This window comes from Lactobacillus helsingborgensis (genome assembly GCF_003173695.1).
Lineage (GTDB): Bacteria > Bacillota > Bacilli > Lactobacillales > Lactobacillaceae > Lactobacillus > Lactobacillus helsingborgensis.
Genome location: NZ_CP029544.1, coordinates 891,225 through 915,067 on the forward strand (window position 1 = coordinate 891,225; position 23,843 = coordinate 915,067).

Annotated in this window: 22 protein-coding genes; 18 read left to right on the forward strand and 4 right to left on the reverse strand. The window is 37.7% G+C overall.

Annotated features, from left to right (window positions below; all coding sequences use genetic code 11):
- Positions 1–40: 40 nt before the first annotated feature.
- Together DLD54_RS04245 and DLD54_RS04250 are read left to right on the forward strand one after the other, a co-directional pair.
- Positions 41–316, forward strand: a complete 276-nt coding sequence (locus DLD54_RS04245) for an HU family DNA-binding protein (protein WP_038522511.1) — start codon at positions 41–43, stop codon at positions 314–316.
- 95 nt (positions 317–411) lie between these two features.
- Positions 412–1,671, forward strand: coding sequence for a tetratricopeptide repeat protein (locus tag DLD54_RS04250; RefSeq protein WP_109918348.1), 1,260 nt, complete (start codon positions 412–414; stop codon positions 1,669–1,671).
- Positions 1,672–1,737: 66 nt separating this feature from the next.
- Here DLD54_RS04250 and DLD54_RS04255 read toward each other — a convergent pair whose 3' ends face one another.
- Positions 1,738–2,625 carry a YitT family protein gene (locus DLD54_RS04255; protein ID WP_109918349.1) on the reverse strand — a complete coding sequence of 296 codons (888 nt, stop codon included), beginning with the start codon at positions 2,623–2,625 and terminating at the stop codon, positions 1,738–1,740.
- 86 nt (positions 2,626–2,711) lie between these two features.
- On the opposite strand from DLD54_RS04255, the gene DLD54_RS04260 reads away from it, so the two are divergent.
- Positions 2,712–3,911, forward strand: coding sequence for a CCA tRNA nucleotidyltransferase (locus DLD54_RS04260; RefSeq protein WP_109918350.1), 1,200 nt, complete (start codon positions 2,712–2,714; stop codon positions 3,909–3,911).
- 1 nt (position 3,912) lies between these two features.
- Here DLD54_RS04260 and trhA read toward each other — a convergent pair whose 3' ends face one another.
- Entirely contained in the window at positions 3,913–4,578 is a 666-nt protein-coding gene (trhA, locus tag DLD54_RS04265) for a PAQR family membrane homeostasis protein TrhA (RefSeq protein WP_109918351.1), read from the reverse strand.
- Positions 4,579–4,698: 120 nt separating this feature from the next.
- Here trhA and DLD54_RS04270 point away from each other — a divergent pair, with 120 nt between their 5' ends.
- The 11 genes from DLD54_RS04270 (at position 4,699) to DLD54_RS04320 (ending at position 15,688) form a co-directional block, all read left to right on the forward strand.
- Positions 4,699–5,559 carry a DegV family protein gene (locus DLD54_RS04270; RefSeq protein WP_109918352.1) on the forward strand — a complete coding sequence of 287 codons (861 nt, stop codon included), beginning with the start codon at positions 4,699–4,701 and terminating at the stop codon, positions 5,557–5,559.
- 3 nt (positions 5,560–5,562) lie between these two features.
- Positions 5,563–5,793, forward strand: coding sequence for a YozE family protein (locus DLD54_RS04275; protein ID WP_038522527.1), 231 nt, complete (start codon positions 5,563–5,565; stop codon positions 5,791–5,793).
- A gap of 46 nt (positions 5,794–5,839) precedes the next feature.
- On the forward strand, positions 5,840–6,679 hold the full coding sequence (ylqF, locus tag DLD54_RS04280) for a ribosome biogenesis GTPase YlqF (protein ID WP_038524986.1): 840 nt from the start codon (positions 5,840–5,842) through the stop codon (positions 6,677–6,679).
- Positions 6,676–7,431: a ribonuclease HII gene (locus DLD54_RS04285; protein WP_109918353.1), complete on the forward strand. Its 756-nt coding sequence runs from the start codon at positions 6,676–6,678 to the stop codon at positions 7,429–7,431. The genes ylqF and DLD54_RS04285 overlap by 4 nt, the downstream gene beginning before the upstream one ends.
- Before the next feature lie 44 nt (positions 7,432–7,475).
- On the forward strand, positions 7,476–8,327 hold the full coding sequence (gene dprA, locus DLD54_RS04290; RefSeq protein WP_109918354.1) for a DNA-processing protein DprA: 852 nt from the start codon (positions 7,476–7,478) through the stop codon (positions 8,325–8,327).
- Between the two features lie 60 nt (positions 8,328–8,387).
- Entirely contained in the window at positions 8,388–10,499 is a 2,112-nt protein-coding gene (gene topA / locus DLD54_RS04295; RefSeq protein ID WP_109918355.1) for a type I DNA topoisomerase, read from the forward strand.
- An 85-nt stretch (positions 10,500–10,584) separates the two neighbouring features.
- Positions 10,585–11,901 carry a methylenetetrahydrofolate--tRNA-(uracil(54)-C(5))-methyltransferase (FADH(2)-oxidizing) TrmFO gene (trmFO, locus tag DLD54_RS04300; protein WP_109919004.1) on the forward strand — a complete coding sequence of 439 codons (1,317 nt, stop codon included), beginning with the start codon at positions 10,585–10,587 and terminating at the stop codon, positions 11,899–11,901.
- Positions 11,902–12,831, forward strand: coding sequence for a site-specific tyrosine recombinase/integron integrase (xerA, locus tag DLD54_RS04305; protein ID WP_109918356.1), 930 nt, complete (start codon positions 11,902–11,904; stop codon positions 12,829–12,831).
- Positions 12,828–13,352 carry an HslVU peptidase proteolytic subunit gene (hslV, locus tag DLD54_RS04310; RefSeq protein WP_038522540.1) on the forward strand — a complete coding sequence of 175 codons (525 nt, stop codon included), beginning with the start codon at positions 12,828–12,830 and terminating at the stop codon, positions 13,350–13,352. Before xerA ends, hslV begins: the two co-directional genes overlap by 4 nt.
- Positions 13,353–13,369: 17 nt before the next feature.
- Positions 13,370–14,779, forward strand: a complete 1,410-nt coding sequence (hslU, locus tag DLD54_RS04315) for an ATP-dependent protease ATPase subunit HslU (protein WP_109918357.1) — start codon at positions 13,370–13,372, stop codon at positions 14,777–14,779.
- Positions 14,780–14,797: 18 nt separating this feature from the next.
- Positions 14,798–15,688, forward strand: a complete 891-nt coding sequence (locus tag DLD54_RS04320; RefSeq protein ID WP_109918358.1) for an aldose 1-epimerase family protein — start codon at positions 14,798–14,800, stop codon at positions 15,686–15,688.
- A 138-nt stretch (positions 15,689–15,826) separates the two neighbouring features.
- Here the strand turns inward: DLD54_RS04320 and plsY are convergent, their stop codons facing one another.
- Positions 15,827–16,462 carry a glycerol-3-phosphate 1-O-acyltransferase PlsY gene (gene plsY / locus DLD54_RS04325; RefSeq protein ID WP_109918359.1) on the reverse strand — a complete coding sequence of 212 codons (636 nt, stop codon included), beginning with the start codon at positions 16,460–16,462 and terminating at the stop codon, positions 15,827–15,829.
- A 97-nt stretch (positions 16,463–16,559) separates the two neighbouring features.
- Here plsY and parE point away from each other — a divergent pair, with 97 nt between their 5' ends.
- The 4 genes from parE (at position 16,560) to DLD54_RS04345 (ending at position 23,112) form a co-directional block, all read left to right on the forward strand.
- Positions 16,560–18,518: a DNA topoisomerase IV subunit B gene (gene parE, locus DLD54_RS04330; RefSeq protein ID WP_109918360.1), complete on the forward strand. Its 1,959-nt coding sequence runs from the start codon at positions 16,560–16,562 to the stop codon at positions 18,516–18,518.
- A gap of 11 nt (positions 18,519–18,529) precedes the next feature.
- Positions 18,530–20,983, forward strand: coding sequence for a DNA topoisomerase IV subunit A (parC, locus tag DLD54_RS04335; RefSeq protein WP_109918361.1), 2,454 nt, complete (start codon positions 18,530–18,532; stop codon positions 20,981–20,983).
- A 140-nt stretch (positions 20,984–21,123) separates the two neighbouring features.
- Positions 21,124–22,056 (forward strand): LysR family transcriptional regulator, encoded by a 933-nt coding sequence (locus tag DLD54_RS04340; RefSeq protein ID WP_038522558.1) that lies wholly within the window; start codon positions 21,124–21,126, stop codon positions 22,054–22,056.
- A gap of 126 nt (positions 22,057–22,182) precedes the next feature.
- The gene (locus tag DLD54_RS04345) at positions 22,183–23,112 is read left to right on the forward strand and encodes a manganese-dependent inorganic pyrophosphatase (RefSeq protein ID WP_109918362.1); all 930 of its coding nucleotides are present in this window, start codon (positions 22,183–22,185) and stop codon (positions 23,110–23,112) included.
- A gap of 48 nt (positions 23,113–23,160) precedes the next feature.
- Here the strand turns inward: DLD54_RS04345 and DLD54_RS04350 are convergent, their stop codons facing one another.
- Positions 23,161–23,520 (reverse strand): helix-turn-helix domain-containing protein, encoded by a 360-nt coding sequence (locus DLD54_RS04350; protein ID WP_034979176.1) that lies wholly within the window; start codon positions 23,518–23,520, stop codon positions 23,161–23,163.
- Positions 23,521–23,843 lie beyond the last annotated feature (323 nt).

Here is a 23,843-nt window from a genome sequence, read left to right on the forward strand (position 1 = left end):
AATCTTTTTAGAGATTCATGTTTCAGGAGGTGAATTCCCAATGGCAAATAAAGCAGAATTAGTTAGTGAAGTTGCATCAAAGACAAAATTAACAAAAAAAGACGCAGCTACAGCTGTTGATGCAATTTTTAGCTCAATCCAAGAAGATCTTTCTAAAGGTAAGAAAGTACAATTGATTGGCTTTGGAACTTTTGAAGTGCGTAAGCGTGCAGCCCGTAAAGGACGTAATCCACAAACTGGCGCTGAAATTAAAATTCCAGCAAGTGTTGTACCAGCATTCAGACCTGGTAAGGCTCTTAAAGAAGCTGTTAAATAGCTTAATAGTTTTTACTTAAAAGATGGTGGCTAATTCGCCATCATCTTTTTTGTTTGTTATTATTTTAAATGTAAATAAATCATGGAGGAATTAAAATGAGCTATTCAGAACAACTTCTTGATGCCATCGAACGGCAAGATTTTTCCCAAGAAAAAATTTTATTGAAAAAAGCCTTAGACAGTGATGAACCTGAAATTTTAGCATCACTAGCAGAAAACCTTGTAGGATTGGGTTTTACCGACTTAGCTAAGGAAGTATACCGCAGTCTGATTGCTCGTTTTCCCAAAGAGGACCTATTCAAAATCTATTTAGCTGAAATTTTATTAAATGACGGCAAAGACGAAGATTCCTTGACTTTACTTTATGGTGTTAAACCAGACTCTGCTGCATACCTTGACAGATTATTAGTGCAGGCAGATTATTATCAAAGTAATGGTTTGCTCGAGACTGCCTATAAAAAGCTCTTAGAGGCGGCTAAAATTTCACCTGATGAAGATGTCGTCAAGTTTGGTTTAGCCGAACTGGATTATCTCAGCGGGCGTTACGAGCAGGCACTGTCTAGATACCAAGATCTATTAAAGCGCCATAAAACATTTAGCGAAGTAAATTTGAATGATCGGTTATTTCAAACTTTAGCCAAATTGGGCCGCTACGAAGAAGCTAGCAGAGTTATTTCCCAAAACGGCAACGAAATCTTGGATATTGACAGTAAATACCAGGCTGCCTTAGTAATGCTTGCTGTTCATAAAGATGAGCAGGCTATTAAATACTTGAATGAAGTAATTGATCAAAGTCCTGATTACGTAAACGCATACCGTCTGTTAGTTGACGCATACGAGCAGCAGCATAATAATGAGCAGGAACTGCGGTCAGCTCAAGCTGGAATAGCCTATAATGAGCTTGACCCAGTTTTGTATAAAAAAGGCGCCCAAGCTGCTCTAAGAATGAATGATTTTAAAACTGCAGAAGAATTATTGCAAAAGGGAATAAAATTTTTACCTGAAAATATCGCATTGCGCATACAATTATCAAATCTTTATGTAAAAGAAAATAAAGACGAAGAAAATATTGCCCTGTTTAAAGAATTGGATGATGAAGATCTTGAACCACAAGTGCACTGGAACCTGGCAATTTCCTATCAAAATTTAGATCAAAGTACAAAGGCCAAAAGTGAATTTTTATTAGCCTATCCTGAATTTAAAGATAATAGTGCATTTTTAAAACAAATGATCCGCTTTTTCAATACAGAGCCTAATGCCAAAGAAATTGTCAAAGAACTTCTCGAAAAGTACCTGAAACTTGAACCTGAAGATACAGAAATGCAGGAAATGTATGACAACTTGAATTTTAAATAAAAAAGTATCGTAATAAAAAAGCCCGTTTAAGGGCTTTTTATGTGCTTAAATTTAAACCAATTAAAACTATTTTCTAATTAGTAAATGGTGCCTTTTTTGCTTGTAAGTAAAGCCTTCGCCTAAAACCTCGTGTACTTCAATTACACTGACAAAAGCTTGCGGATCCTCGGCTGCTATCAGTTCTTTAACCACAGGTATTTCTCTGGGAGAAACTACCAGGTAAATCACTGGTCTCTTTGTTTTTTTATAACCACCACGAGCTTCAAAATAAGTAAAACCGCGATCTAATTTCAGGTCAATCATTTGGGCGATTTCTTGGTAATGATCCGAAATAATTAATAGTCCGCGAGCAGAATAGGCACCTTGTTGCACAGCATCCATTACTCTGGAAAGAATAAAGGCGGCTACCAGCGTATACATAATATGCTTAATGTCTAAATATGATAAAGATGACAACAAAATGATGGTGTCACAGAAAAGAAGCACTTTTCCAGAAGAAAAGCCATATTTTATTTGCATAATTCTTGCTATAATATCGGTTCCGCCCGAAGTTCCATTGTAGCGAAAAACTAGTCCTAAACCAATACCGGAAAGCGTTCCTGCTAAAATTGCCGACAAGAAGAGGTCGTGTTCTAAGTTTAATTGATATATAATAGGGATTAAGCGCCAAAACCACAGGAAAAATGATAACCATAGAGTTCCCCAAATGGTATAGGCTAGTGGCCTTTTACCCATGAAACGATAACCCAAAATTATTAAGGGGATGTTAAGTAAAAGGGATGATAATCCCATATTTATTCCCCAAAAATGTCTCAGCAGCAGTGTGATCCCGCTAATTCCACCGTCTGTAAGCTTGTTCGGAACAGAGATCATATCCAGACTAAGGGCGTAAATTGCGCAGCCAATTGCTATCATAATCAGATCTATGACATTTTTCTTGTTGATTTTCTGCATAATACATAATCTTTCTTTGATAAATATTATCTTTAAACTAACATAAATTAAATAAAAAAAACACTAATAAATGAGTTGACTAAAAAATGAAGAAAATAAACAATTTACCGCCTATTTTTACTGCGGCATTTCCCGTGCTTGATAAATTAAATGAGGCTGGATATGAAGCATATTTTGTAGGCGGTTCTATTCGTGATTTGCTTTTAAAGCGATCTATCCATGATATTGATATTGCCACCAGCGCGTATCCTGCAGAAGTGAAAAATCTTTTCCCTAAATCTATCGATACGGGTATTAAACACGGAACAGTGACGGTTTTAAATGATGGTGCCAGTTACGAAATTACTACTTTTAGAACCGAATCGGGTTACCAAGACTTTCGCCGACCTGATCACGTCACGTTTGTGCAAAATCTTGCAGAAGATTTAAAAAGGCGTGACTTTACGATTAACGCTTTAGCAATGAATACAAGAGGAGAGATAATTGACCTCTTTAACGGTTTAAGTGACTTAAAAAAGCGTCTAATAAAAGCCGTTGGCGATCCGGCAACCAGGTTTCATGAAGACGCCTTAAGAATGATGAGAGCCGTGCGCTTTATGAGCCAGCTAGACTTTAAGCTTGAAAGTAAGACTAAAAAAGCGGTCAGGGAATTTCATGATTTGTTGCCGAAAATTTCAGTTGAACGCATCCGTGATGAGTTTGTCAAAATGGGAACAGGGGCTAATTCACGGGCAGCCTTTCAGGTCTTTTTAGATACTGAGTTAAGTGAAGGGGTCCCAGACTTTGCCGGCAAAAAAGATTTGTTGGCAATTTATCCCCAGTTAAAGTTTAATCCCAGTATGGAAACCAGCCTGTGGGCAGTGATCATTATTCTTTTAAAAATACCTAATAACGAAATTGGACATTTCATGCGTGACTGGAAAAATTCTAATGCGATGACGGAAAAGGTAAAAAAGATAGTAGCACTGTTTGATCTACTTTCCGAAAAATCACCATCTGATTTTGAATTGTTTACTGCAGGGAAAAATATTTTGCTTAACACAATTGATGTCGCTCACATATTAGGTCAACCAGTTAATTCCGAAGCTTTGGTTGACCGCTACACTGCCTTACCAATCAAAGCGGATGCAGAATTAGCCGTTGACGGTCAATTTTTAATTGCTAATGGCATTAAACCGGGGCCAAAATTAGGTCAGATTCTTTTGTTAATTAAACAAAAAGTGATTGCGGGTGAAGTAGAAAACACTCAAGAGGCAATTGAGGACTATCTCAACGAGATAGAATAACTTAAACATAAAATAAGACAGAGAAATACATTAAAGCTGAACCTAATATCACAAACAAGTGCCAGATTACATGAATGAAAGGAATTCTTTTCATTGTGTATAAAAAAGCACCCACTGTGTAAGCCACGCCACCACCAACAAGGAGCCAGAAACCGACGGGACTGAGCCTAACGTAAAGATAGTTGCCAGCTAAGATTACAAGCCAGCCCATCGCGACGTATAAAACGGTATCTAATATGACGTGTTTTCCTCTATTGAAAATGTAGTAAACAATGCCAAAAATAGCAATTAGCCAGACTAAGCTGAATAATAAAATACCCCACATGCCACCAATTGCTACTAATGAATAGGGCGTGTAAGAGCCGGCAATCAGGAGGTAAATTGATGAGTGGTCAAAAATCTGGAATACATTGCGCGCTCTAGTAAAAATCAGACTGTGAAAAAGCGTAGAAAAGAGGTACAAAAGAAGCAGACATGAACCATAAATGGTAAAGGTAACTATTCTAAGTGGACTATGGGTAGCAGCAGCTTTGATAATCAGCAGTACTAAGCCGGCTACAGCTAGACAAAAACCAATCCCGTGGGTAACTGCACTGAGTGTATTGTCTAAAATATAGTAGCTTTTTGGTCTTTGCTCAGGTTCTTGCCAAATTTTTTGCATTTTCATTATGAAACAGATTGTTCGCTTTCTTTTTTTTACTAGTTTTTTTGCTATAATGATTATAATTAATACAGTTCACATTCTATCATAAATGAGAACAGCAAAGCAGAATTGAGGGCGAGAACGTTGTCAGAAATTAAAATTTTGACAGATTCTTCCGCGCAATTAACGCCGGAAGAAATTGAAAAATATCATATTACCGTTGTGCCTTTGTCGGTTACAATTGATGGAGAGACATACTTAGATGGTGTGGAAATTACCAGGCAACAATTTGTACAAAAAATGAGCGAGTCGGAACAATTGCCGAAAACCAGCCAACCATCTATTGGCACTATGGTTGATACGATTAATGAGCTCACAAAAGATGGCAGCGAAATTATTGGAATTTTCTTGGCAAAAGTATTAAGCGGCACGATTGATGCCGCTCGGCAAGCAGTCAAACTAACTGGTAAAGCGGATCAAGTACATATAGTAGATTCAGAATTAACAGATAGATCTGAGGGCTTTCAAGTATTAGCGGCTGCACGAGATATCGCTGCTGGTAAGACTATTCCCGAAATTTTAAGTCATATTGAAAAAATCAAAAAAACGCAGCGTTTGCATCTTCAAATCGTTAATTTGGAAAATGTTATTAAGGGTGGGCGTTTAGGACCTTTGGCAGGAAAAATCGCCAATATGCTTAATATTAGAATTGAATTGCAAATGCCAAATGGTCAGCTGAAAATTGCTAAAAAAGGTCGAGGCAAGAAATTTTCTTTGGCTTTTGACAAACGTGTTTTAGATGATATTGAAGCAAATAAAGAAAAGATTAAAGAAGTGGGCATTTCTTATGTTGCCACTGGCGAGACACCCCAAAAACTGCTTGACTTTGCTCAAAAAATCAAAGATATTAATTCTAAAATAGACGTTTTGGTCCGCGAAACCAGTCCTATTATTGCTACACATGCTGGAATGGGTGCGTATGCAATACTTTATTATACGGAGTAAAAATTGGCATACAGAGAGAGCTTTTACCGTTTTTTAATGACCCAACGCGATGCGGATTCAAAAGATGAGGTGGCTCAGTTCGCAAATAACGCACAAAATGATCAGACTTTTCCTAAGCAAGAACAAAGCTATGAAAAATTATCTGATTATCTCGAACTTAATGCTGGTTATTTACCGAGCATGAGCATTTTTGATAGGGCATATCAAATGTATCGCGATAAAATGTCGTATTAAATTGAGCTCCAATTTGGGAGCTTTTTTAGTGTTTGAAAGGCAAATTATGGTTAACATTCAGTGGTACCCCGGACATATGAACAAGGCACGCAATCAACTGGAAGATAAAATGGGATTGATTGACGTAATTGTTGAAGTTTTGGATGCACGTATTCCGCAATCGTCACGCAATCCTATGATTGAAGAATTAGTGGGCGATAAACCGCACTTAATTATTTTAAACAAAGCTGATTTGGCTGATCCAATTATGACCAAAAGGTGGCAGAAAGAATTTACCAGTCAGGGAAAATTCGTCATGGCATTGGATTCACTGCACAATACTAACATGCAGGTGCTGGTGCGCATGATTAAAAAAGCCGCGGCTGCTAAAATTAAAAAATTAACAGCTAAAGGTGCAAGTCAGCCAGTTATTAGAATTGCTTTGGCCGGTATCCCTAACTGCGGTAAATCAACTATCATCAATCGTTTAGTTGGGCGCAATGTAGCTCAAGTAGGTAATAAACCGGGAGTTACGAAAGGGCAAAATTGGCTTAAAACGACTGATAACATTCAGATTTTAGACACGCCGGGTATCTTATGGCCTAAGTTTGAAGATCAAACGGTTGGGTTGAAACTAGCGGCTTTAGGTGCAATTAAGGACAGCGTGTTTAGTGCTGATGATGTTGCCTTATTTGTGCTGGCAAAATTGCGCATGCACTATCTTAAAGACTTAAGCAAATTTGCTCGGACTACTAAAGAAGAAATTACCAAAATTAATGATACCGATTTATTGCTGGCGCTGACAGAAGAATATGGCATGAGAGATGATTATGATCGTTTTGCTACATACATGCTGCAACGGCTACGCAAAGGAAAAATAGGAAGGATCACCCTTGACCGATTATGACCATAAGCGAAATTAAAAAATTACTGCAAAATGGCACGGTAAGCGCTGAAGACCTTGCTCTTTTGGAAAATGATTCTCGGGTTGGTGTTCAAAAACTTGTGCTTAGTTATCGTAACCGCCAGCAAAAATTAGCAAAGAAAAAAGCTGCTTTTTTAAAACGCTTTGCCTATGAAAAAGCCTTTTGGGCTAAAAAGCAAGTGGTAGCTGGTGTAGACGAAGTGGGCAGAGGCCCCTTGGCCGGCCCAGTAGTTACAGCCGCAGTAGTAATAGATGACAGTTTTGATTTAGTTGATGTCAATGATTCTAAAAAATTAAGTGCCAACCGGCGCTTAGAATTATATCCGTTAATTTTACAAAAAGCGGTCAGTGTGGCAGTGGGCGTGAAAAGCGCGCCAATCATCGATCAGATCAATATATATGAAGCTGACCGGTTAGCGATGGCTGAAGCAGTGAGAAATTTAGACGTTAAACCTGATGCTTTATTGGTTGACGCCATGCAGGTGCCGGTCAGCCTGCCGCAAGTGCGGTTAATTAAAGGGGATGCAAAATCGAATTCAATTGCCGCTGCCTCAATTGTTGCTAAGGTATTCAGAGATCAATTAATGGCGGATTATGGTTTAATTTACCCAGAATACCACTTTGCTGAAAATGCCGGATACGGCACTAAAGAACATCTTGCAGCAATTAAAAAATATGGCGCTACCCCGATTCACCGTAAAACTTTTGCGCCGATTAACTCTTTAACTAAATAAAAATTTTACCTCCTTTTTACGTACATGTATTTAGGAGGTTTTTTATGAAACTTACAGACTTTCTTTTGCATCTTAAATTACAAAAAGGAATGGGATATGTTAAGATATTACGAGTTGCAAGTCAATTAAATGCTGCAGATGTGACAATTCAGACTATTAAAGACTTAGATCTGCCAACTAATTTAATCAATTTGTGTATTAATGCTTATAATGATAGTAAGAGCAGTAAAATGATTGAACGGATAAAAAAACAATGTCACGTTATTAGTTTTTTTGATCCCGAATATCCTGAAAAATTGCGTCAGATTTATCAACCACCCTTGATTTTATTTTTGCAGGGTAATACTGCTTTGTTAGGGCGTAAAATCGCGACGATTGTTGGTTCCAGACAGGCAACTAATTATAGTCAATTAGTAATCAATCAACTCGTACCCAATTTAATTAGAAAAGACTATGTTATTGCCAGCGGTCTGGCGCAGGGTGTCGATGTCATGTCACATAAAGCGGCTTTAAAATATGCTGGACAAACGATTGGTGTGATAGGTAATGGGTTAAATCATTTTTACCCTATGACAAATTGTCATGTTCAAGAACAAATAGCACAAAATGGCTTACTAATTAGCGAATATTTACCGGATACGCCGCCGCGACCATTTCGCTTTCCGCAGAGAAATAGAATTCTGGCTGGCATTGCTGAATGTGTAATTGTTACTGAAGCTAAACAAAAGTCTGGTTCTTTGATCACAGCCAACTTGGCTTTACAGGAAAATCGCGATGTTTTTGCTATTCCTGGTCCAATTACCAGTGATCTTTCTCAAGGACCAAATAAACTGATTGAAGCTGGTGCCTATCCCATCACTGATTTTGATTTGCAACTTGAAAGATTTGACAATTAGCAGTTAAATATTCTATTCTCAATTGAGTATTTAAAAAAGAATTAAATGAGGAGGCTTTTGATGCCTACTAAATCAAAGCCAAAAAAACGTAAGAAAACATTAGTAATAGTTGAGTCTCCGGCAAAGGCCAAAACTATTGAAAAGTATTTAGGGCGTAATTACCGTGTAATCGCATCTAAAGGTCATATTCGTGACTTGCCTAAATCGCAAATGGGGATTGATTTTGACAATAATTACAAGCCAAAATACATTTCGATTCGCGGTAAAGGTGACACCATTAAGGAATTGAAGGCGGAAGCAAAAAAAGCAAAAGATGTTTATTTAGCATCCGACCCTGATCGTGAAGGTGAAGCTATTGCTTGGCATGTTGCCCATGTGCTCAATTTAGACCAAAAAGATAAAAATAGGGTGACATTTAACGAGGTCACTAAAGATGCTGTCAAAAACAGTTTTAAAAATCCTAGAACCATTGACATGGATACTGTTAATGCCCAACAAGCTCGGAGAATTTTAGATAGAATTGTCGGTTATTCTCTTTCGCCAATTTTATGGGATAAAGTCAAAAAAGGTTTGAGTGCTGGTCGAGTTCAATCGGTCGCCTTAAAGCTGGTGATTGATCGCGAAAAGGAAATTAAAAACTTCAAACCACAGGAATACTGGACAATTGATGCCGAATTTAAGAAATCCCGTCAGACTTTTAAAGGTCAATTTTGGGGCGTAGATGGCAAAAAAGTCGATTTGCCGAATAATGATGCGGTTCAAAACATTTTGGCTAAAATTGATAAGAAGAACGACTTTCAGGTAGAAAATGTTCTAAAACGTGAGCGCAGACGGCAACCGGCGGCTCCTTTTACAACTTCAACTATGCAGCAGGAAGCAAATAAACGTTTAAATTATCGCACCCGCAGAACGATGAGTATTGCGCAGCAATTGTATGAAGGGATTAGTTTAGGCAAACAGGGTATTGTTGGTTTAATTACTTATATGAGAACTGATTCCAAACGGACATCACCAGTTGCTCAAGCTGAGGCTTCAAAATTTTTAAATGAAAACTACGGTAAAGAATACGCTGCTAAGGGAGCACGTCACTTTAAGAACCAAGAAGATGCTCAGGACGCGCATGAAGCTATTCGTCCTACCAGTGTTTATCGCACGCCAGAATCACTCAAGTCAGTTTTAACGACCGAACAGTACCGTCTTTACCAATTAATCTGGTCCAGATTTTTGGCTAGTGAAATGACACCTGCCGTTTATGACACGGTCAGAGCAGATATCATGCAAAATGGGGTAGTATTTAGAACTACCGGTTCTAAAATGAAATTTGCTGGCTTTACCAAGGTTTATGATAACCAGCAGGAAAAAAATGTTGAGCTGCCTGAGTTAAATGATGGCGATAAAGTTAAATTGGCCAAGTCTGATAATAAACAGCACTTTACCATGCCACCCGCAAGATATACCGAAGCAAGTCTAGTGCATTCTTTAGAAGAAAACGGCGTGGGTCGACCTTCTACCTATGCACCTACTATTGATACAATTCAACGGCGTTATTATGTTAAATTAGATGGTAAATCTATTGTGCCGACAGAGTTAGGTGAAATAGTCGATAATCTGATTGAAAAATTCTTCCCTGATATTGTTAATATTGACTTTACCGCCCAATTGGAAAATGACTTAGACGGAATTGAAGAAGGTAAGAAAAACTGGGTAAAGGTAATTGATGATTATTATCATCCCTTTAAAAAGGAATTAGACAAGGCAGATGCCGGCATTAAAAAGGTGCAGATTAAGGATGAGCCTGCTGGCTTTAACTGTGATATCTGTGGTGCTCCCATGGTGATTAAAATGGGACGCTACGGCAAGTTTTATGCCTGCTCACGCTTTCCCGATTGTCGCAATACCAAGGCAATTGTTAAGAAAGTTGGTGTTACTTGTCCTAAGTGTGGTAAGGGTGACGTAGTCGAAAAGAAGTCTAAGCGTAACCGGAAGTTTTACGGTTGTTCTCGTTATCCTGACTGTGACTTTGTTTCTTGGGATAAACCGATTAACCGCAACTGCCCTAATTGTGGTCATTTCTTGGTGGAAAAGAGAAATAAAAAAGGACCTGTAATTCTTTGTCCTAATGGAGATTACAAAGAAGAACAAAGCTCTGAAAAAGAGGCTGCAGAAAGTTAAATTTATATTAATATCATCAGATCACTTTTGGTTTGATGATATTCTTATATATAAACAAATATTTTTAGTAGAGGAATATGATAATATGCCTGAAAAAGTTACTGTAATTGGCGGGGGATTAGCCGGAAGTGAAGCTGCTTGGCAGCTGGCTAAACGGGGAATTACCGTTGATTTATTTGAAATGCGCCCGCAAAAAATGACCCCAGCGCATAAAACTGACCAGTTTGCTGAATTAGTTTGTACAAATTCTATGCGTTCCAACCAATTATCTAATGCAGTGGGGTTGTTAAAAGAAGAAATGCGTCAGCTTGATTCACTGATCATGCAAGCTGCTGATCATTCTCAGGTGCCAGCTGGTGGGGCGTTGGCAGTTGACAGGGATGAATTTAGCGGTTATGTCACAGATAAGCTGCATTCAATGCCGAATATCAATTTTCATACAGAAGAAATTACTGCCATTCCCACTGATGGTATCACGATAATAGCAACCGGTCCTTTGACTAGTGACAAGTTAGCGGCAGAGATACAACAATTTTCGGGTAAGGAAAGCCTGCATTTCTTTGACGCTGCGGCTCCAATTATTGCTGCAGCTTCAATTGATATGGATATTGTTTATAAAAAATCGCGCTATGATAAAGGTGAAGCTGCTTATTTAAATTGCCCCATGACTAAAGAGCAATATGAGAATTTTACTCACGAACTAGTCAATGCAGAAACTGCAGAGGTTCATAGCTTTGAAAACAGTGACGTTTTTGAAGGGTGCATGCCAATTGAAGTAATGGCACAAAGAGGCATTAAAACAATGCTGTTTGGCCCCCTGAAACCTGTAGGGTTAGAAAACCCGGCAACAGGCAAGACACCGTATGCTGTGGTTCAGCTGAGACAAGATAATGCTGTTGCCTCAATGTACAATATTGTCGGCTTTCAAACACACCTGAAATATGGCGAACAAAAACGGGTTTTCTCAATGATTCCGGGACTTGAAAACGCCCGCTTTATTAGATATGGTAAAATGCACCGCAATACCTATATGGCTTCTCCCGGAGTTTTGTCAGCTACATACGAGGCAAAAAAACAAGCCGGCTTATTTTTTGCTGGTCAAGTCACTGGCGTTGAAGGTTATGTTGAAAGCGCGGGTAGTGGCTTGGTAGCAGGAATTAATGCATCTCGCAGAGCTTTAGGTCTTGAACCGGCAGCTTTTCCCAAGTTAACAGCATTGGGTTCAATGGCTAACTATGTCACTACTGCAGATATCAAACACTTTCAACCAATGAATGCCAGTTTTGCATTAATTCCTGGGCTTGAAGGTCCTAAAGTGCGTAATAAAAAAGAGCGTCATCTTAAAATTAGTCAGCGCGGTTTGGATTGTTTAAAAGAATTTCAAGAGAAAGTGCTAAATTAAATGGCTCCCAATCAAGACGATTTATTAAAGCTTTTTATTTCTTATTTACAAAATGAGAGGCATTACAGTCCAAAAACAATTCTGTCTTATCAAACAGACCTAACCGAAGCAAAAATATTTTGGCAAGAAAATGGCGGCTTTAATGGGTGGAATAACATAGACAGAAGGGATGTAGAAATTTACCTTCAAAACCTGTCAGATCGAAAACTAGCGCGCACCACTCAATCTCGCAAAATGTCCAGTTTGAGATCTTTTTATCACTTTTTAACTAAAAGAAATATTGTTAAAATAGATCCAACGCAGACGATAGTTCTGCGGGCAAGGGAACGTAAACTGCCGCAATTTTTTTACGCACCTGAAATTAAGCAGGTTTTTGATTCATTAACCGGAAATGATCCTTTGACCTTGCGTAATTTAGCTTTATTTGAATTATTTTATACCACTGGCATGAGGGTGAGTGAGGTAAGAAACCTCAAAATTAAGCAAATTGATTTAGATTTAAAAATAATTCTGGTTCATGGTAAGGGCAACAAAGATCGTTATGTTGCTTTTGATGAGCAAACAAAATCTGCTTTAACGCGTTATTTTGATAAGAGTCGTCAAAAACTCTTGGGCAATCAAGAGGATTTAAACTATGTTTTTCTCAATAATGCGGGTAAACAGTTATCTGACCGCGGTATCGAATATATCATGCAAAAAGTTTTTAATGGTGCTGGTATTAATGGTAAGGTACATCCACATGAGTTGCGGCATTCCTTTGCGACTGCAATGTTAAATAATGGTGCTGATTTACGTAGTGTACAGGAATTATTAGGACACGATAATTTATCCACTACTCAAATCTATACTCACGTAACAATGAGTCATTTACAGGCAAACTACGAAAAATATTTTACCCGTAATGACAAGAAAGACGAGGCAAAAAAATGACAACAATTTGTTCAGTAAAATTCAATGGTAAAACAGCAATAGCTGGTGATGGTCAAGTTACTCTTGGTGAAAAAGTAATTGCCAAAGCCACTGCTAAGAAAATTAGACGCATTTACCACGACAAAGTAGTTATTGGCTTTGCTGGTGGCGTAGCTGACGCTGTCAGTTTGCAGGACATGCTTGAAGGTAAATTAGAAGCTTTTGGCGGCGACTTGCGCAGAGCTGCTGTTGAAATGGCACAAGCTTGGAGAAAAGATGCCACTTTGCAAAAGCTTGAAGCAATGCTCATTGCTTTTAATGAAAAAGACTTGTTACTTATTTCAGGTAATGGTGAAGTGCTGGAGCCTGACGAAAATGTTGTAGCAATTGGTTCTGGTGGGAATTTCGCGCAGGCGGCAGCGATCGCGTTGACTAGACATTCAGCCAACATGAGTGCTAGTGAAATTGCCCATGAAGCTGTGGAAATTGCATCTGGAATTGATATCTTTACTGATGACCAGATAATTACAGATGAATTGTAAAAACGGGGCGGAAAGAAATGGAAACAAAAACACCGAAACAAATAGTTAGCCTGCTTAATGAATACATTATTGGGCAGGATGAAGCCAAAAAAGCCGTTGCTGTGGCTTTGTATAACCGCTACCGGAGAATGCAGCTGCCTAAAAAAATGCAAGAAGATATCACACCTAAGAACCTCTTAATGGCTGGTCCTACTGGTGTCGGTAAAACTGAAATTGCGAGAAGGCTGGCAGCAATTGTTAATGCTCCGTTTGTTAAAGTAGAGGCAACTAAATTTACCGAAGTTGGTTATGTTGGCCGCGATGTAGAATCAATGGTGCGGGATCTGGTGAATGAAGCCGTCCGCATGGAAGAAAAAGACCAATTTGACCGCGTTCGCGCCCAAGCGACCAAAGAAGCCAATAAAATTTTGGTTCGTTTGCTGGTCCCTGGTGTTAAGCGTGAGCGCAGGAAAAATCAAATGCAGGAATGGCAGGACATGATGTCAATGTTAATGGCTGGGGGCCAGGGAGATAACCAGTCTGCAGATTCTGATCAAGAAGAGATCACTGATGATGTCCGCAATGAACGATTGAGTGTAGCTGAGCAGTTAAGTAAAGGTTTACTTGAAAATCGTGAGGTCACAATCGAAGTTGAACAAGCGCCGAAAGTAAATCCTATGGGCGATATGATGGGGCAAATGGGGATTGATATGAGCTCCATGCTTAACGGTTTAGTACCTAAGAAAAAAATCAAGCGCACATTGCCGGTAAAAGATGCCAGAGAAATTTTGATACAGCAAGAATCGCGCAAAATGGTCGACTATGATTCCCTTTATCAAAAGGCAATTGAACGTACAGCCAATAACGGCATCATTTTTATCGACGAAATTGATAAAATTACTGCGGGCAATAAAAATACTTCCGGTGAAGTCTCGCGTGAAGGTGTGCAAAGAGATATTCTACCAATTGTTGAAGGTTCTACTGTTCAAACTAAATACGGACCTGTAGCAACAGATCATATTCTCTTTATTGCTGCTGGTGCCTTTTCTGAATCTAAGCCGAGTGACCTGATTCCTGAACTGCAAGGACGTTTTCCGATTAGGGTAGAGCTTAATGCACTGACTAAAGATGACTTTGTCAAAATTTTGAAAGATCCTGAAGATTCCCTTTTAGAGCAATATATTGCTTTGATGAAAGCCGATGGGATCAAGTTAATTTTTACACAAGAAGCTGTCGATCGCATAGCTCAAATTGCTTATGATGTAAACCAAGGCACAGACAATATTGGTGCCAGACGTTTATCAACTATTTTGGAAAAACTGCTCGAAGATGTCCTGTATGAAGGCCCTGATATGACAATGGGCGAAATTACAGTGACTGAAGCATACGTTAATGAAAAACTTAGTGATATAATTACAAATAAGGATTTAACTAAGTTCATTCTTTAACAAAGGTGATGATCAAACATGGACTACATTATCAAAAACAGCTTTTTACAGGTTAAAATTGCCAGTAAAGGTGCTGAGGTCCAAAGTGTTAAAAGTTTACATAGCGGGTATGAATACATTTGGCAGGCTGATCCAAAGATATGGCAGAGGCATGCGCCTATTCTCTTTCCCATTGTAGGTAGACTGAAAAATGATGAATATACTTATCAAGGTAAAACCTATCATTTAAATCAGCATGGTTTTGCCCGAGACTTGGAATTTTCCGTTGAGCAGCAAACAGCTGAAAGTATCACTTTTTTGCTGACAGATAATGAGCAAACCAGAAAGGTGTATCCGTTTAGTTTTGAATTACGGGTAAATTACAACCTGCTTAATAACTTACTGGAAGAAAATTTTAGCGTACTTAACAAGTCTGACGGAGAAATGATTTTTGGTATTGGGGGGCATCCTGGTTTTAATATTCCTACGAGCGCAGATTTGACTAAGGAAGATTTTTACTTCAGTACCAAACCTTCAAGAGCTCGCGTGCGGATACCCCTTAACGGTCAGTTTTTAGATTGGGCTAATAGGTCGCTAGCTTCAACCAATAGTTTGATTACTCTGAGCGATCATCTGTTTAAAGATGACGCATTGATTTTTCAAATGCGCGGCCATGATAACCGTATCTCATTAAAAACAGACGCGAATAATTTTCATGTCAATGTGTGGCTAAGGGATGCTCCGTTTGTGGGAGTCTGGTCACAATATCCTCAAACAGCTGACTTCGTGTGTATTGAGCCTTGGTGGGGGATTGCTGACCGCACTGACACCAATCAAAAGCTTGAAGAAAAATACGGCATGAATCATCTTGCTGCCGGAGCTACTTTTACCGCAGGGTTTAGTATGGCATTTCATGATCAAGATGAATGAAAAAGTTTCAATATGATGAAAGAGAAAGCATGAGCTTTCTTTTTTTATGACATAAATCAGATGTTGCGAACTAATGTTCTAACAATTATAATAAAATAGCTAGCAATTGAGCTAGCTAAAAATATTAACAAATAGGAGTTATAACTTATTGTGCTTTTTCTTGTACCAATACCATAGACCAAAGGGGATGATATTTTCTTGATGGTGCAGCAAGCGAACGATATTTGTTCTATGGCGGATAAATAAGATGACCATGATGCAGCCGACGATGATTTCAAGAAAAATATCATGGAAAAAGAAAGTAACAATAAATATTAATACTACTGCAATTAAACTGGCTAAACTGACATAAGATGTTATGAAAACCAGTGGCAAAAATATTAGCGCGCAAACACCAAAGAATTTTAAATTATAGCCTAAGAATAGGCCGGCACTGGTAGCTACTGCCTTACCACCTTTGAATTTAAGAAAAATAGAAAAAGTGTGCCCTAAGATAGCCAACCCACCGGAAATTAATAGTAAGTATTTAGGACCATTAATATGAAATAGCCGCGGTAGGTTGGTTGCTAATGTGCCTTTGAGAACATCAATCACTAACACTACGCTTCCTGCAACGGGACCAAAAACACGAAAAGAATTAGTAGTGCCGATATTGCCGGAACCATAATCTCTAATGTCCTCAGAAAAAAATATCTTACCTACGATAACACCAGTAGGAAACGATCCTATTAAATATGCTAGAATAAATATCAGAATTAAATTTAGATTTATCATTTATATCCTACTCTCTTAACATCTAAGGCTATTTTATCAGAGATTACTAAGTATGAGGATGAAAATAAATAAATGATTTTAAACTGGAGGAGTCTATTTGACTAAAACAAGTAAAAAAACGAATTCTTATGATGATTCAGCGATTCAGATTCTTCACGGTTTGGAAGCTGTGCGGAAAAGGCCGGGGATGTATATCGGCTCAACCGATGTACACGGACTGAATCAGTTAGTCTACGAAATCGTAGACAATTCGGTTGATGAAGCAATGGCCGGATTCGGTAAAGAAATTGACGTTACAATTCATCAAGATAATAGCGTCACCGTGCGCGATTTTGGTCGCGGTATGCCAACTGGGATGCATAAATCAGGTAAACCGACAATTGAAGTTATTTTAACTGTCTTGCATGCTGGGGGTAAATTTACCGAGCAAAATTATAAAACATCCGGTGGTCTACACGGTGTGGGCTCTTCCGTTGTTAATGCTCTTTCCAGTTACATGGATGTGAAAGTCGTGCGTGATGGTGTAGAGTACGAAGAAGAATTTAAAGATGGTGGTCATCCCATTGGGACTTTAAAACGTTTAGGAAAGACTAAAGAAAAAACAGGTACGACCATTACATTCAAACCAGATGAAAAGATATTTTCAACCATTAAATATAAATATGAAACTATTCAAGAACGTATTCGTGAATCGGCTTTTTTGCTTAAAGGCGTCAGGTTCGTTTTAACCGATGAACGTGAGCCGGAGCATCACGATGACTTCAAGTATGACGATGGCATTAAAGCCTTCGTCTCCTACCTTAATGAAGGTAAAGATACTCTGAATGATGTTTTTTATTTTGCCGGCAAACAAGATGAAATTGAAGTTGAATTTAGTGGTCAATACAGCGACAGTTATTCTGAAAATCTGGTTTCCTTTGTAAATAATGTTCGTACAGCAGACGGCGGTACCCATGAGGTGGGTGCAAGAAGCGGTTTCACCCGCGCTTTTAACGATTATGCCAAAAAACAAGGCTTACTCAGTAAAAAAGATAAAAACATTGACGGTTCTGATTACCGCGAAGGTTTAAGTGCTGTCTTATCAGTTAAAATTCCAGAAGAATTATTGGAATTTGAGGGTCAGACTAAGGGTAAGCTGGGTACTCCTCAGGCTAGGTCAGTAGTTGATGCTATTGTCTATGAAAAAATGTCTTATTACTTAATGGAAAAAGGCGAACTGGCGCAGGAACTGGTTAAAAAAGCCCAAAGAGCCAGGGATGCCCGTGAAGCTGCCAAAAAAGCCCGCAACGAAAGTCGAAACGGAAAAAAAAGACGCAAAAAAGAGGTTCTTTCCGGTAAATTAACACCAGCGCAATCACGCAACCCTAAGAAAAATGAATTATTCTTAGTTGAGGGTGACTCCGCCGGTGGTTCAGCAAAACAGGGCCGTGACCGTAGATTTCAAGCTATTTTGCCTCTACGGGGTAAAGTTTTAAATACCCAAAAGGCTAAATTGCAAGATATTTTTAAAAACGAAGAAATTAATACTATGATCTACACGATTGGTGCGGGTGTTGGGACTGAGTTTAAAGTGGCAGATTCAAATTACGATAAAGTAATTATTATGACGGACGCCGATGACGATGGTGCCCATATTCAGATACTTCTGCTTACCTTTTTCTATCGTTACATGAGACCAATGATTGAACACGGTAAGGTTTATATTGCGCTGCCGCCCCTTTATCGCTTGCAAAAAGGGCGAGGCAAAAAAGCGCAGGTCAAATATTCCTGGACCGATGAAGAATTAGCAGCTGATGAAAAGAAAATGGGTCGGGGATATACCCTGCAAAGGTTTAAAGGACTTGGTGAAATGAATGCCGAACAGTTATGGCAAACAACCATGGATCCTGAAACCAGATTACTGATCCGCGTTAAGATTGATGATGCTGCTTTAGCAGAACGCCGTGTGACTACATTAATGGGTGACAAGGCGGGAGCGCGTAGAAAATGGATTGAAGAAAACGTTAAATTCAGAATGGGCGAAAATGCTTCAATTTTAGAGGAAGAAAATGAATAGGGGTTTGATTAATGGCAACTAAAGAGCGAATTCGTGAAATGCCGCTTGAACAAGTTATGGGTGAGCGCTTTGGCAGATATTCTAAATATATAATTCAAGAACGTGCCTTACCGGATATTCGTGATGGCTTAAAACCTGTGCAGCGCAGAATTTTATATGCTATGTATCAGGATAATAACACTTATGATAAACCGTTTAAAAAGGCAGCTAAGGCTGTGGGTAATATCATGGGTAATTTTCATCCTCATGGTGACAGTTCAATTTATGGTGCTTTAGTTCACCTTTCTCAAGATTGGAAAATGCGCGAACCATTAATAGAAATGCACGGTAATAACGGTTCTATGGACGGGGATGGTCCTGCAGCTATGCGTTATACCGAGTCGCGCTTAAGCAAGATTTCAAACATGTTGCTGCAAGATATTGATAAAGACACCGTTAATATGGTACTTAATTTCGATGATACCGAGTACGAGCCTACAGTATTACCAGTTCGTTTTCCCAATTTGTTAGTTAATGGTTCTACCGGTATTTCAGCAGGATATGCTACCGAAATTCCACCTCACAATCTCTCTGAGGTTATCGACGCTACTATTTATTTGCTGAAAAATCCGGCTGCGAATTTAGATGACCTGATGAAATTTGTCAAAGGTCCTGACTTTCCGACAGGGGCTATTGTCTTAGGAGAAAAAGGATTACGTGAAGCTTATGAAACTGGTCGCGGCCGCATTCAGGTACGCGCAAAGTCGACTATTCAAGAAATAAGGGGTCACCGCGAAGAAATAGTAATTACGGAAATTCCTTTTGCTGTTAACAAAGCTCTTTTGGTTAAAAAAATGGATGAAATCCGCTTAAACAAAGAGATTGACGGCATTGCAGAAGTGCGTGATGAAACTGATAGACATGGATTATCTATTGTAGTCGAACTTAAAAAGGGTGCTGATGCACAAAATATTTTAAATTATCTCTTTAAAAATACTGAACTGCAGGTATCATACAATTTCAATATGGTTGCTATTGATCACATGACACCAATGCAGGTTGGTCTGAAACACATCTTGTCTTCATACTTAGAACATGAAAAAGATGTTGTAACTAAGAGGACAAAGTATGATCTAAATAAAGCTGAAGAACGGCTTGAGATAATTCAAGGTTTAATTCACGCAATGGATATTTTGGATCAAGTTATCAAGGTAATTAGGGCTTCTAAAAATAAAGCAGAAGCTAAGACCAACTTGTCTGAAAAATTTAAGTTTTCTGCTAGACAGGCGGAAGCAATTGTATCTCTCCAGTTATATCGATTAACTAATACAGATGTTGATGCGTTAGTTAAAGAGCAGACAGAATTAAACGAGAAGATTGCGCGTTTTAAGGAGTTACTCTCTAACCAGAAGACACTGGAAAAAGAAATAGTTAAAGAATTATCTGTCGTAAAAAGAGAATTTGGCAATCCTCGTAGGACGGAAATTTCTTCAGAAAATGCCAAAATTCAAATTGACGAAAAAGCACTGGTTGCTGATGAACAAGTGCGGGTGTTAATAAGTAGGGATGGTTATTTAAAGAGGTCTTCTCTGCGTTCATGGCAGTCAAGCGATGATGAAGATAATGGTTTGCCGGGCGGGGATGATGTAGTGTTTGAAAAAACACTCTCTACTTTGACTAATTTATATCTTTTTACTAGTCGTGGAAATGTGATTTATCGTCCAGTAAGTGAATTGGTTGAAGCTAAGTGGAAAGAAACAGGGCAGCACCTTTCTCAAGAAATAGGGCTGGATGATGATGAAAACATCATTCGCGTATTTGATTTTGCTGAGCTGGACCAAAATATTAATTTCTTGCTGGCTACTAATGACGGCTATATTAAGCAGCTGAGTTTAAGTAACCTTCAACCTACAAGAACTTACCGTTCACGAGCTATCACAGCTATGAAAATGAAAAAAGCCGATAGTAAAGTTATTCGTGTTGGTTTAGTTAAACCTGATAGTGCAGCAGAAATCATTTTATTTACCCATAATGCTTATGCAATTCGTTTTGATATTAGCGAAGTACCTGAATCTGGTGCTAAATCTTTTGGAGTTAAATCAGTCAATCTTAAAGCTGAAGACTTTGTAGTTTCCTATGTTTTAGTAAATCCAGAATTTATTGATCTGCTGCATATTGGTTTAATTACACAAAGAGGTGCCTTTAAGCAGTTTAAAGCTGATCTGATCAATAAGGTAACACGGGCTAAACGGGGTGTTTTAGTACTAAGAGAATTAAAGACTAAACCACATCGTATTGCAGCAGTTACAGCTTATGGTCAGGATCATACCTTATTTGTTACTACTACAAGCAAGAGAAAAATTAAAGTGTTAACTAATGAGTATCCGGTTAGTGATAGATATTCAAATGGTTCATTTGTAATTGATACAACGAGTGATGGGGTACCAGTCAATATACGATTGGGAAAGCCGTTAAGTGCAGAATAAATTTTAATTTATTTAATGATATAAATAAATTATGAAAGCACTTTGATAAAATTTAATATTACTTTGACACAAAGGGGTTTTTGATTAATAATAGCATATAAATAGAGCTATATAATTGTTAAGATAGAAGGAATAATTTTATGCCTAAAACAGAAACAATACTATCAACCAAGTCCTTACATTATTTCTTGCAATTAATCGATACCATGAATTATACTCAAGCTGCTCAAATACTTGGTATTACTCAACCTGCATTAACTCAACAAATAAAAAAGATAGAGCATGCAATCGGAACTCCTTTGTTCGGTCAAATGGGCAAAAAACTTTACCTTACTGAAGCTGGGAAGCAATTACAAACCGGTGCAATCAAGCTTCTTGGAACTGTAAATTCTGTTGTTAGCGATATTCAAGAATTTACTCAAGAAGATAAAGGGCATATTGCTATTGGCGTTTTGGAAAGTGTTAATTCTGACATTCTGCGACATTTTTTGGTTAAATTTAACCAAAAATTTCCAGATATTACTATTAATGTTTCCTACTATAATCGCAAAGACCTTTGGTATAATCTCGACAATAATTTAATTGATTTAGCTTTGTTGTATGTGCCTGAAACAACTAAGAAAAGCCAAGCAAACATTCAGAATCAATACGAACAAATGAAAATTGTTCAGGATAAATTGACAATCTTAACCCATGATAATCAGGCGGAAGTAGGGAAGGCCTATCCTGTTTCTAAATTTTTAGGCAAAAAGTGGGTTCTTTATCCTGACGACTTTTATTTAACTCAATTATTAAAAGGAAAGTTGGGTAGTAAATTAAATACCAGAAATGGTTTAAAAGTACCCCTAACTTTTACTTCCACTCAGCAGTTAGTGGCGACTGCACAAGAAACTAAATATGATACGGTTGTGAGCGATTCATATTTTCAATTACACAAAAATGAAATTACTCTGACCCCAGTCTTTTTAAAGGGTGTTCAAAAGTTTTCAATTTCGTTTATTTACCGTAAGGGTAAAAAAGACGTTCCCAGAATCAAGAACTTTTTAGTCGAATTGAAGAACTTTTTAAGCTAATATCTAGTATAGAGTATAATTTTTAAATGAATTTAACCGTGTAAAAATACTCTTGGTTACTTAAGCATTATTGGTTAAACTATGATATAAGTATATTTTTATAAAAGAAGAAATAGAGGAGAATAAATGGAAAAAGAATTAGTCTTTGGTCATCAAAATCCAGACACAGATGCAATTGGTACAGCGATAGCTTACTCTTATTTACAAAATAAATTAGGGTATAACACAGAAGCTGTTGCTTTAGGTGAAGCTAATGACGAAACTGCTTTTGCTTTAAATAAGTTTGGCTTTGAGGCACCTAGAGTGATAAAAACAGCAGCAAATGAAGTTAAAAAAGTAATGCTTGTTGACCATAATGAACCTCAACAAAGTGTTGCGGATATTGATCAAGTTACTGTTACTCATGTGGTTGATCACCATAGAATTATGAATTTTGATACCAGTATGCCGTTATTCTATTTGGCTGAACCAGTAGGTTGCACAAGTACAATTATGCTGGGACTGTACAAGCACTTTGGAGTTGAAATTCCCCAAAATATAGCTGGAATTATGTTATCTGCGATAATTTCAGATACTTTGCTATTGAAATCTCCTACTACAACTGAAAAGGATAGGGAAGCAGTAAAAGAACTAGCCAAGATTGCTGACGTTGACTATGAAAAATATGGTTTGGAAGAACTTAAAGCTGGTACTAATATTGCAAGTAAATCAGAAGAAGAACTAATTGATTTGGACGCCAAGTCTTTCGACCTTAATGGTAAAAATGTTCGCGTTGCCCAGATCAATGTAGTTGATTTACCAGAAGCCTTAGAACGTAAAGATGCGTTCTTGAAAGCCATGAGCGATTCAGCAAATTCTGCTGGTTACGATTTATTTATGCTGCTTATAACTAATGTACTCGACTCAGATTCAACTGCATTAGTTATAGGTTCAAATGATGCACTAGCTTCATTTGAAAAAGCATTTGGTTCTGTCAAAGATTCAGAAATCAGTTTGCCAGGAGTAGTTTCAAGAAAGAAACAAGTAGTGCCGCCATTGACAGACGCATTCAAGTAATTTAAATTTAAAAAAGCACGAAATAGAATTTCTATTTCGTGCTTTTTTTTAATCTTTATTGATTTCTTTAGCCAAAATAATGAATGATTTACATACTCTTTCGGCCTTGTCAGGTGACATTTTTCTAAGTTCATTAAGAACCTTCTTAATAAATACAGGAGTATTATCTTGATGGTTTTCAACTTTAACTTCCTTAAAGCGGTAAGCATTCATGATAATATCTGGTGTAGTAGTATTTAAGGCTCTAGCAATTGAGTCAAGCTTTTGAATACTAATATTTTGGTTTTTTGTACGTTCAAGACGTGAAATAAAGTTGACTGATAAATCACTTAATTCAGCGAGATCCTCCTGAGTCAACTTTTGTTCACGCCGCCTACGGCATATTTCTTTTCCTAAATTTATACTCATGGAATAAATTCAACCCTTTCAAAAAAATAATTCCATATTCTATAATAACAGATTAATTATAGAAGTGAACAATAAAACAAAATAATAATGAATAAAACACTTGCTTTTGACAAATTTCTACTCAAACTAAATGTTTTAAACTATACCCCACATAGTATTGTAAGCTATTTTTTGGTAAATTAAAATAAAAAAGCACCAATTAATTAAAACTAAAATGAAAAAGGAAATAACGTTAAATATTCTATCAAAGCGTGTATTTGCTTGTCGTAGTTGCATATACGAGATTACTTAAAAAGTTATCTAAAAAAATCTGTGGTTCATAT

Excerpts from the sequence above, each read along its gene's own strand:
- DLD54_RS04245 (WP_038522511.1), top strand. The coding sequence starts at position 41 with ATGGCAAATAAAGCAGAATTAGTTAGTGAAGTTGCATCAAAGACAAAA.
- DLD54_RS04250 (WP_109918348.1), top strand. The coding sequence starts at position 412 with ATGAGCTATTCAGAACAACTTCTTGATGCCATCGAACGGCAAGATTTT.
- DLD54_RS04255 (WP_109918349.1), bottom strand. The coding sequence starts at position 2,625 with ATGCAGAAAATCAACAAGAAAAATGTCATAGATCTGATTATGATAGCA.
- DLD54_RS04260 (WP_109918350.1), top strand. The coding sequence starts at position 2,712 with ATGAAGAAAATAAACAATTTACCGCCTATTTTTACTGCGGCATTTCCC.
- trhA (WP_109918351.1), bottom strand. The coding sequence starts at position 4,578 with ATGAAAATGCAAAAAATTTGGCAAGAACCTGAGCAAAGACCAAAAAGC.
- ylqF (WP_038524986.1), top strand. The coding sequence starts at position 5,840 with ATGGTTAACATTCAGTGGTACCCCGGACATATGAACAAGGCACGCAAT.
- DLD54_RS04285 (WP_109918353.1), top strand. The coding sequence starts at position 6,676 with ATGACCATAAGCGAAATTAAAAAATTACTGCAAAATGGCACGGTAAGC.
- dprA (WP_109918354.1), top strand. The coding sequence starts at position 7,476 with ATGAAACTTACAGACTTTCTTTTGCATCTTAAATTACAAAAAGGAATG.
- topA (WP_109918355.1), top strand. The coding sequence starts at position 8,388 with ATGCCTACTAAATCAAAGCCAAAAAAACGTAAGAAAACATTAGTAATA.
- trmFO (WP_109919004.1), top strand. The coding sequence starts at position 10,585 with ATGCCTGAAAAAGTTACTGTAATTGGCGGGGGATTAGCCGGAAGTGAA.
- xerA (WP_109918356.1), top strand. The coding sequence starts at position 11,902 with ATGGCTCCCAATCAAGACGATTTATTAAAGCTTTTTATTTCTTATTTA.
- hslV (WP_038522540.1), top strand. The coding sequence starts at position 12,828 with ATGACAACAATTTGTTCAGTAAAATTCAATGGTAAAACAGCAATAGCT.
- hslU (WP_109918357.1), top strand. The coding sequence starts at position 13,370 with ATGGAAACAAAAACACCGAAACAAATAGTTAGCCTGCTTAATGAATAC.
- DLD54_RS04320 (WP_109918358.1), top strand. The coding sequence starts at position 14,798 with ATGGACTACATTATCAAAAACAGCTTTTTACAGGTTAAAATTGCCAGT.
- plsY (WP_109918359.1), bottom strand. The coding sequence starts at position 16,462 with ATGATAAATCTAAATTTAATTCTGATATTTATTCTAGCATATTTAATA.
- parC (WP_109918361.1), top strand. The coding sequence starts at position 18,530 with ATGGCAACTAAAGAGCGAATTCGTGAAATGCCGCTTGAACAAGTTATG.
- DLD54_RS04340 (WP_038522558.1), top strand. The coding sequence starts at position 21,124 with ATGCCTAAAACAGAAACAATACTATCAACCAAGTCCTTACATTATTTC.
- DLD54_RS04345 (WP_109918362.1), top strand. The coding sequence starts at position 22,183 with ATGGAAAAAGAATTAGTCTTTGGTCATCAAAATCCAGACACAGATGCA.
- DLD54_RS04350 (WP_034979176.1), bottom strand. The coding sequence starts at position 23,520 with ATGAGTATAAATTTAGGAAAAGAAATATGCCGTAGGCGGCGTGAACAA.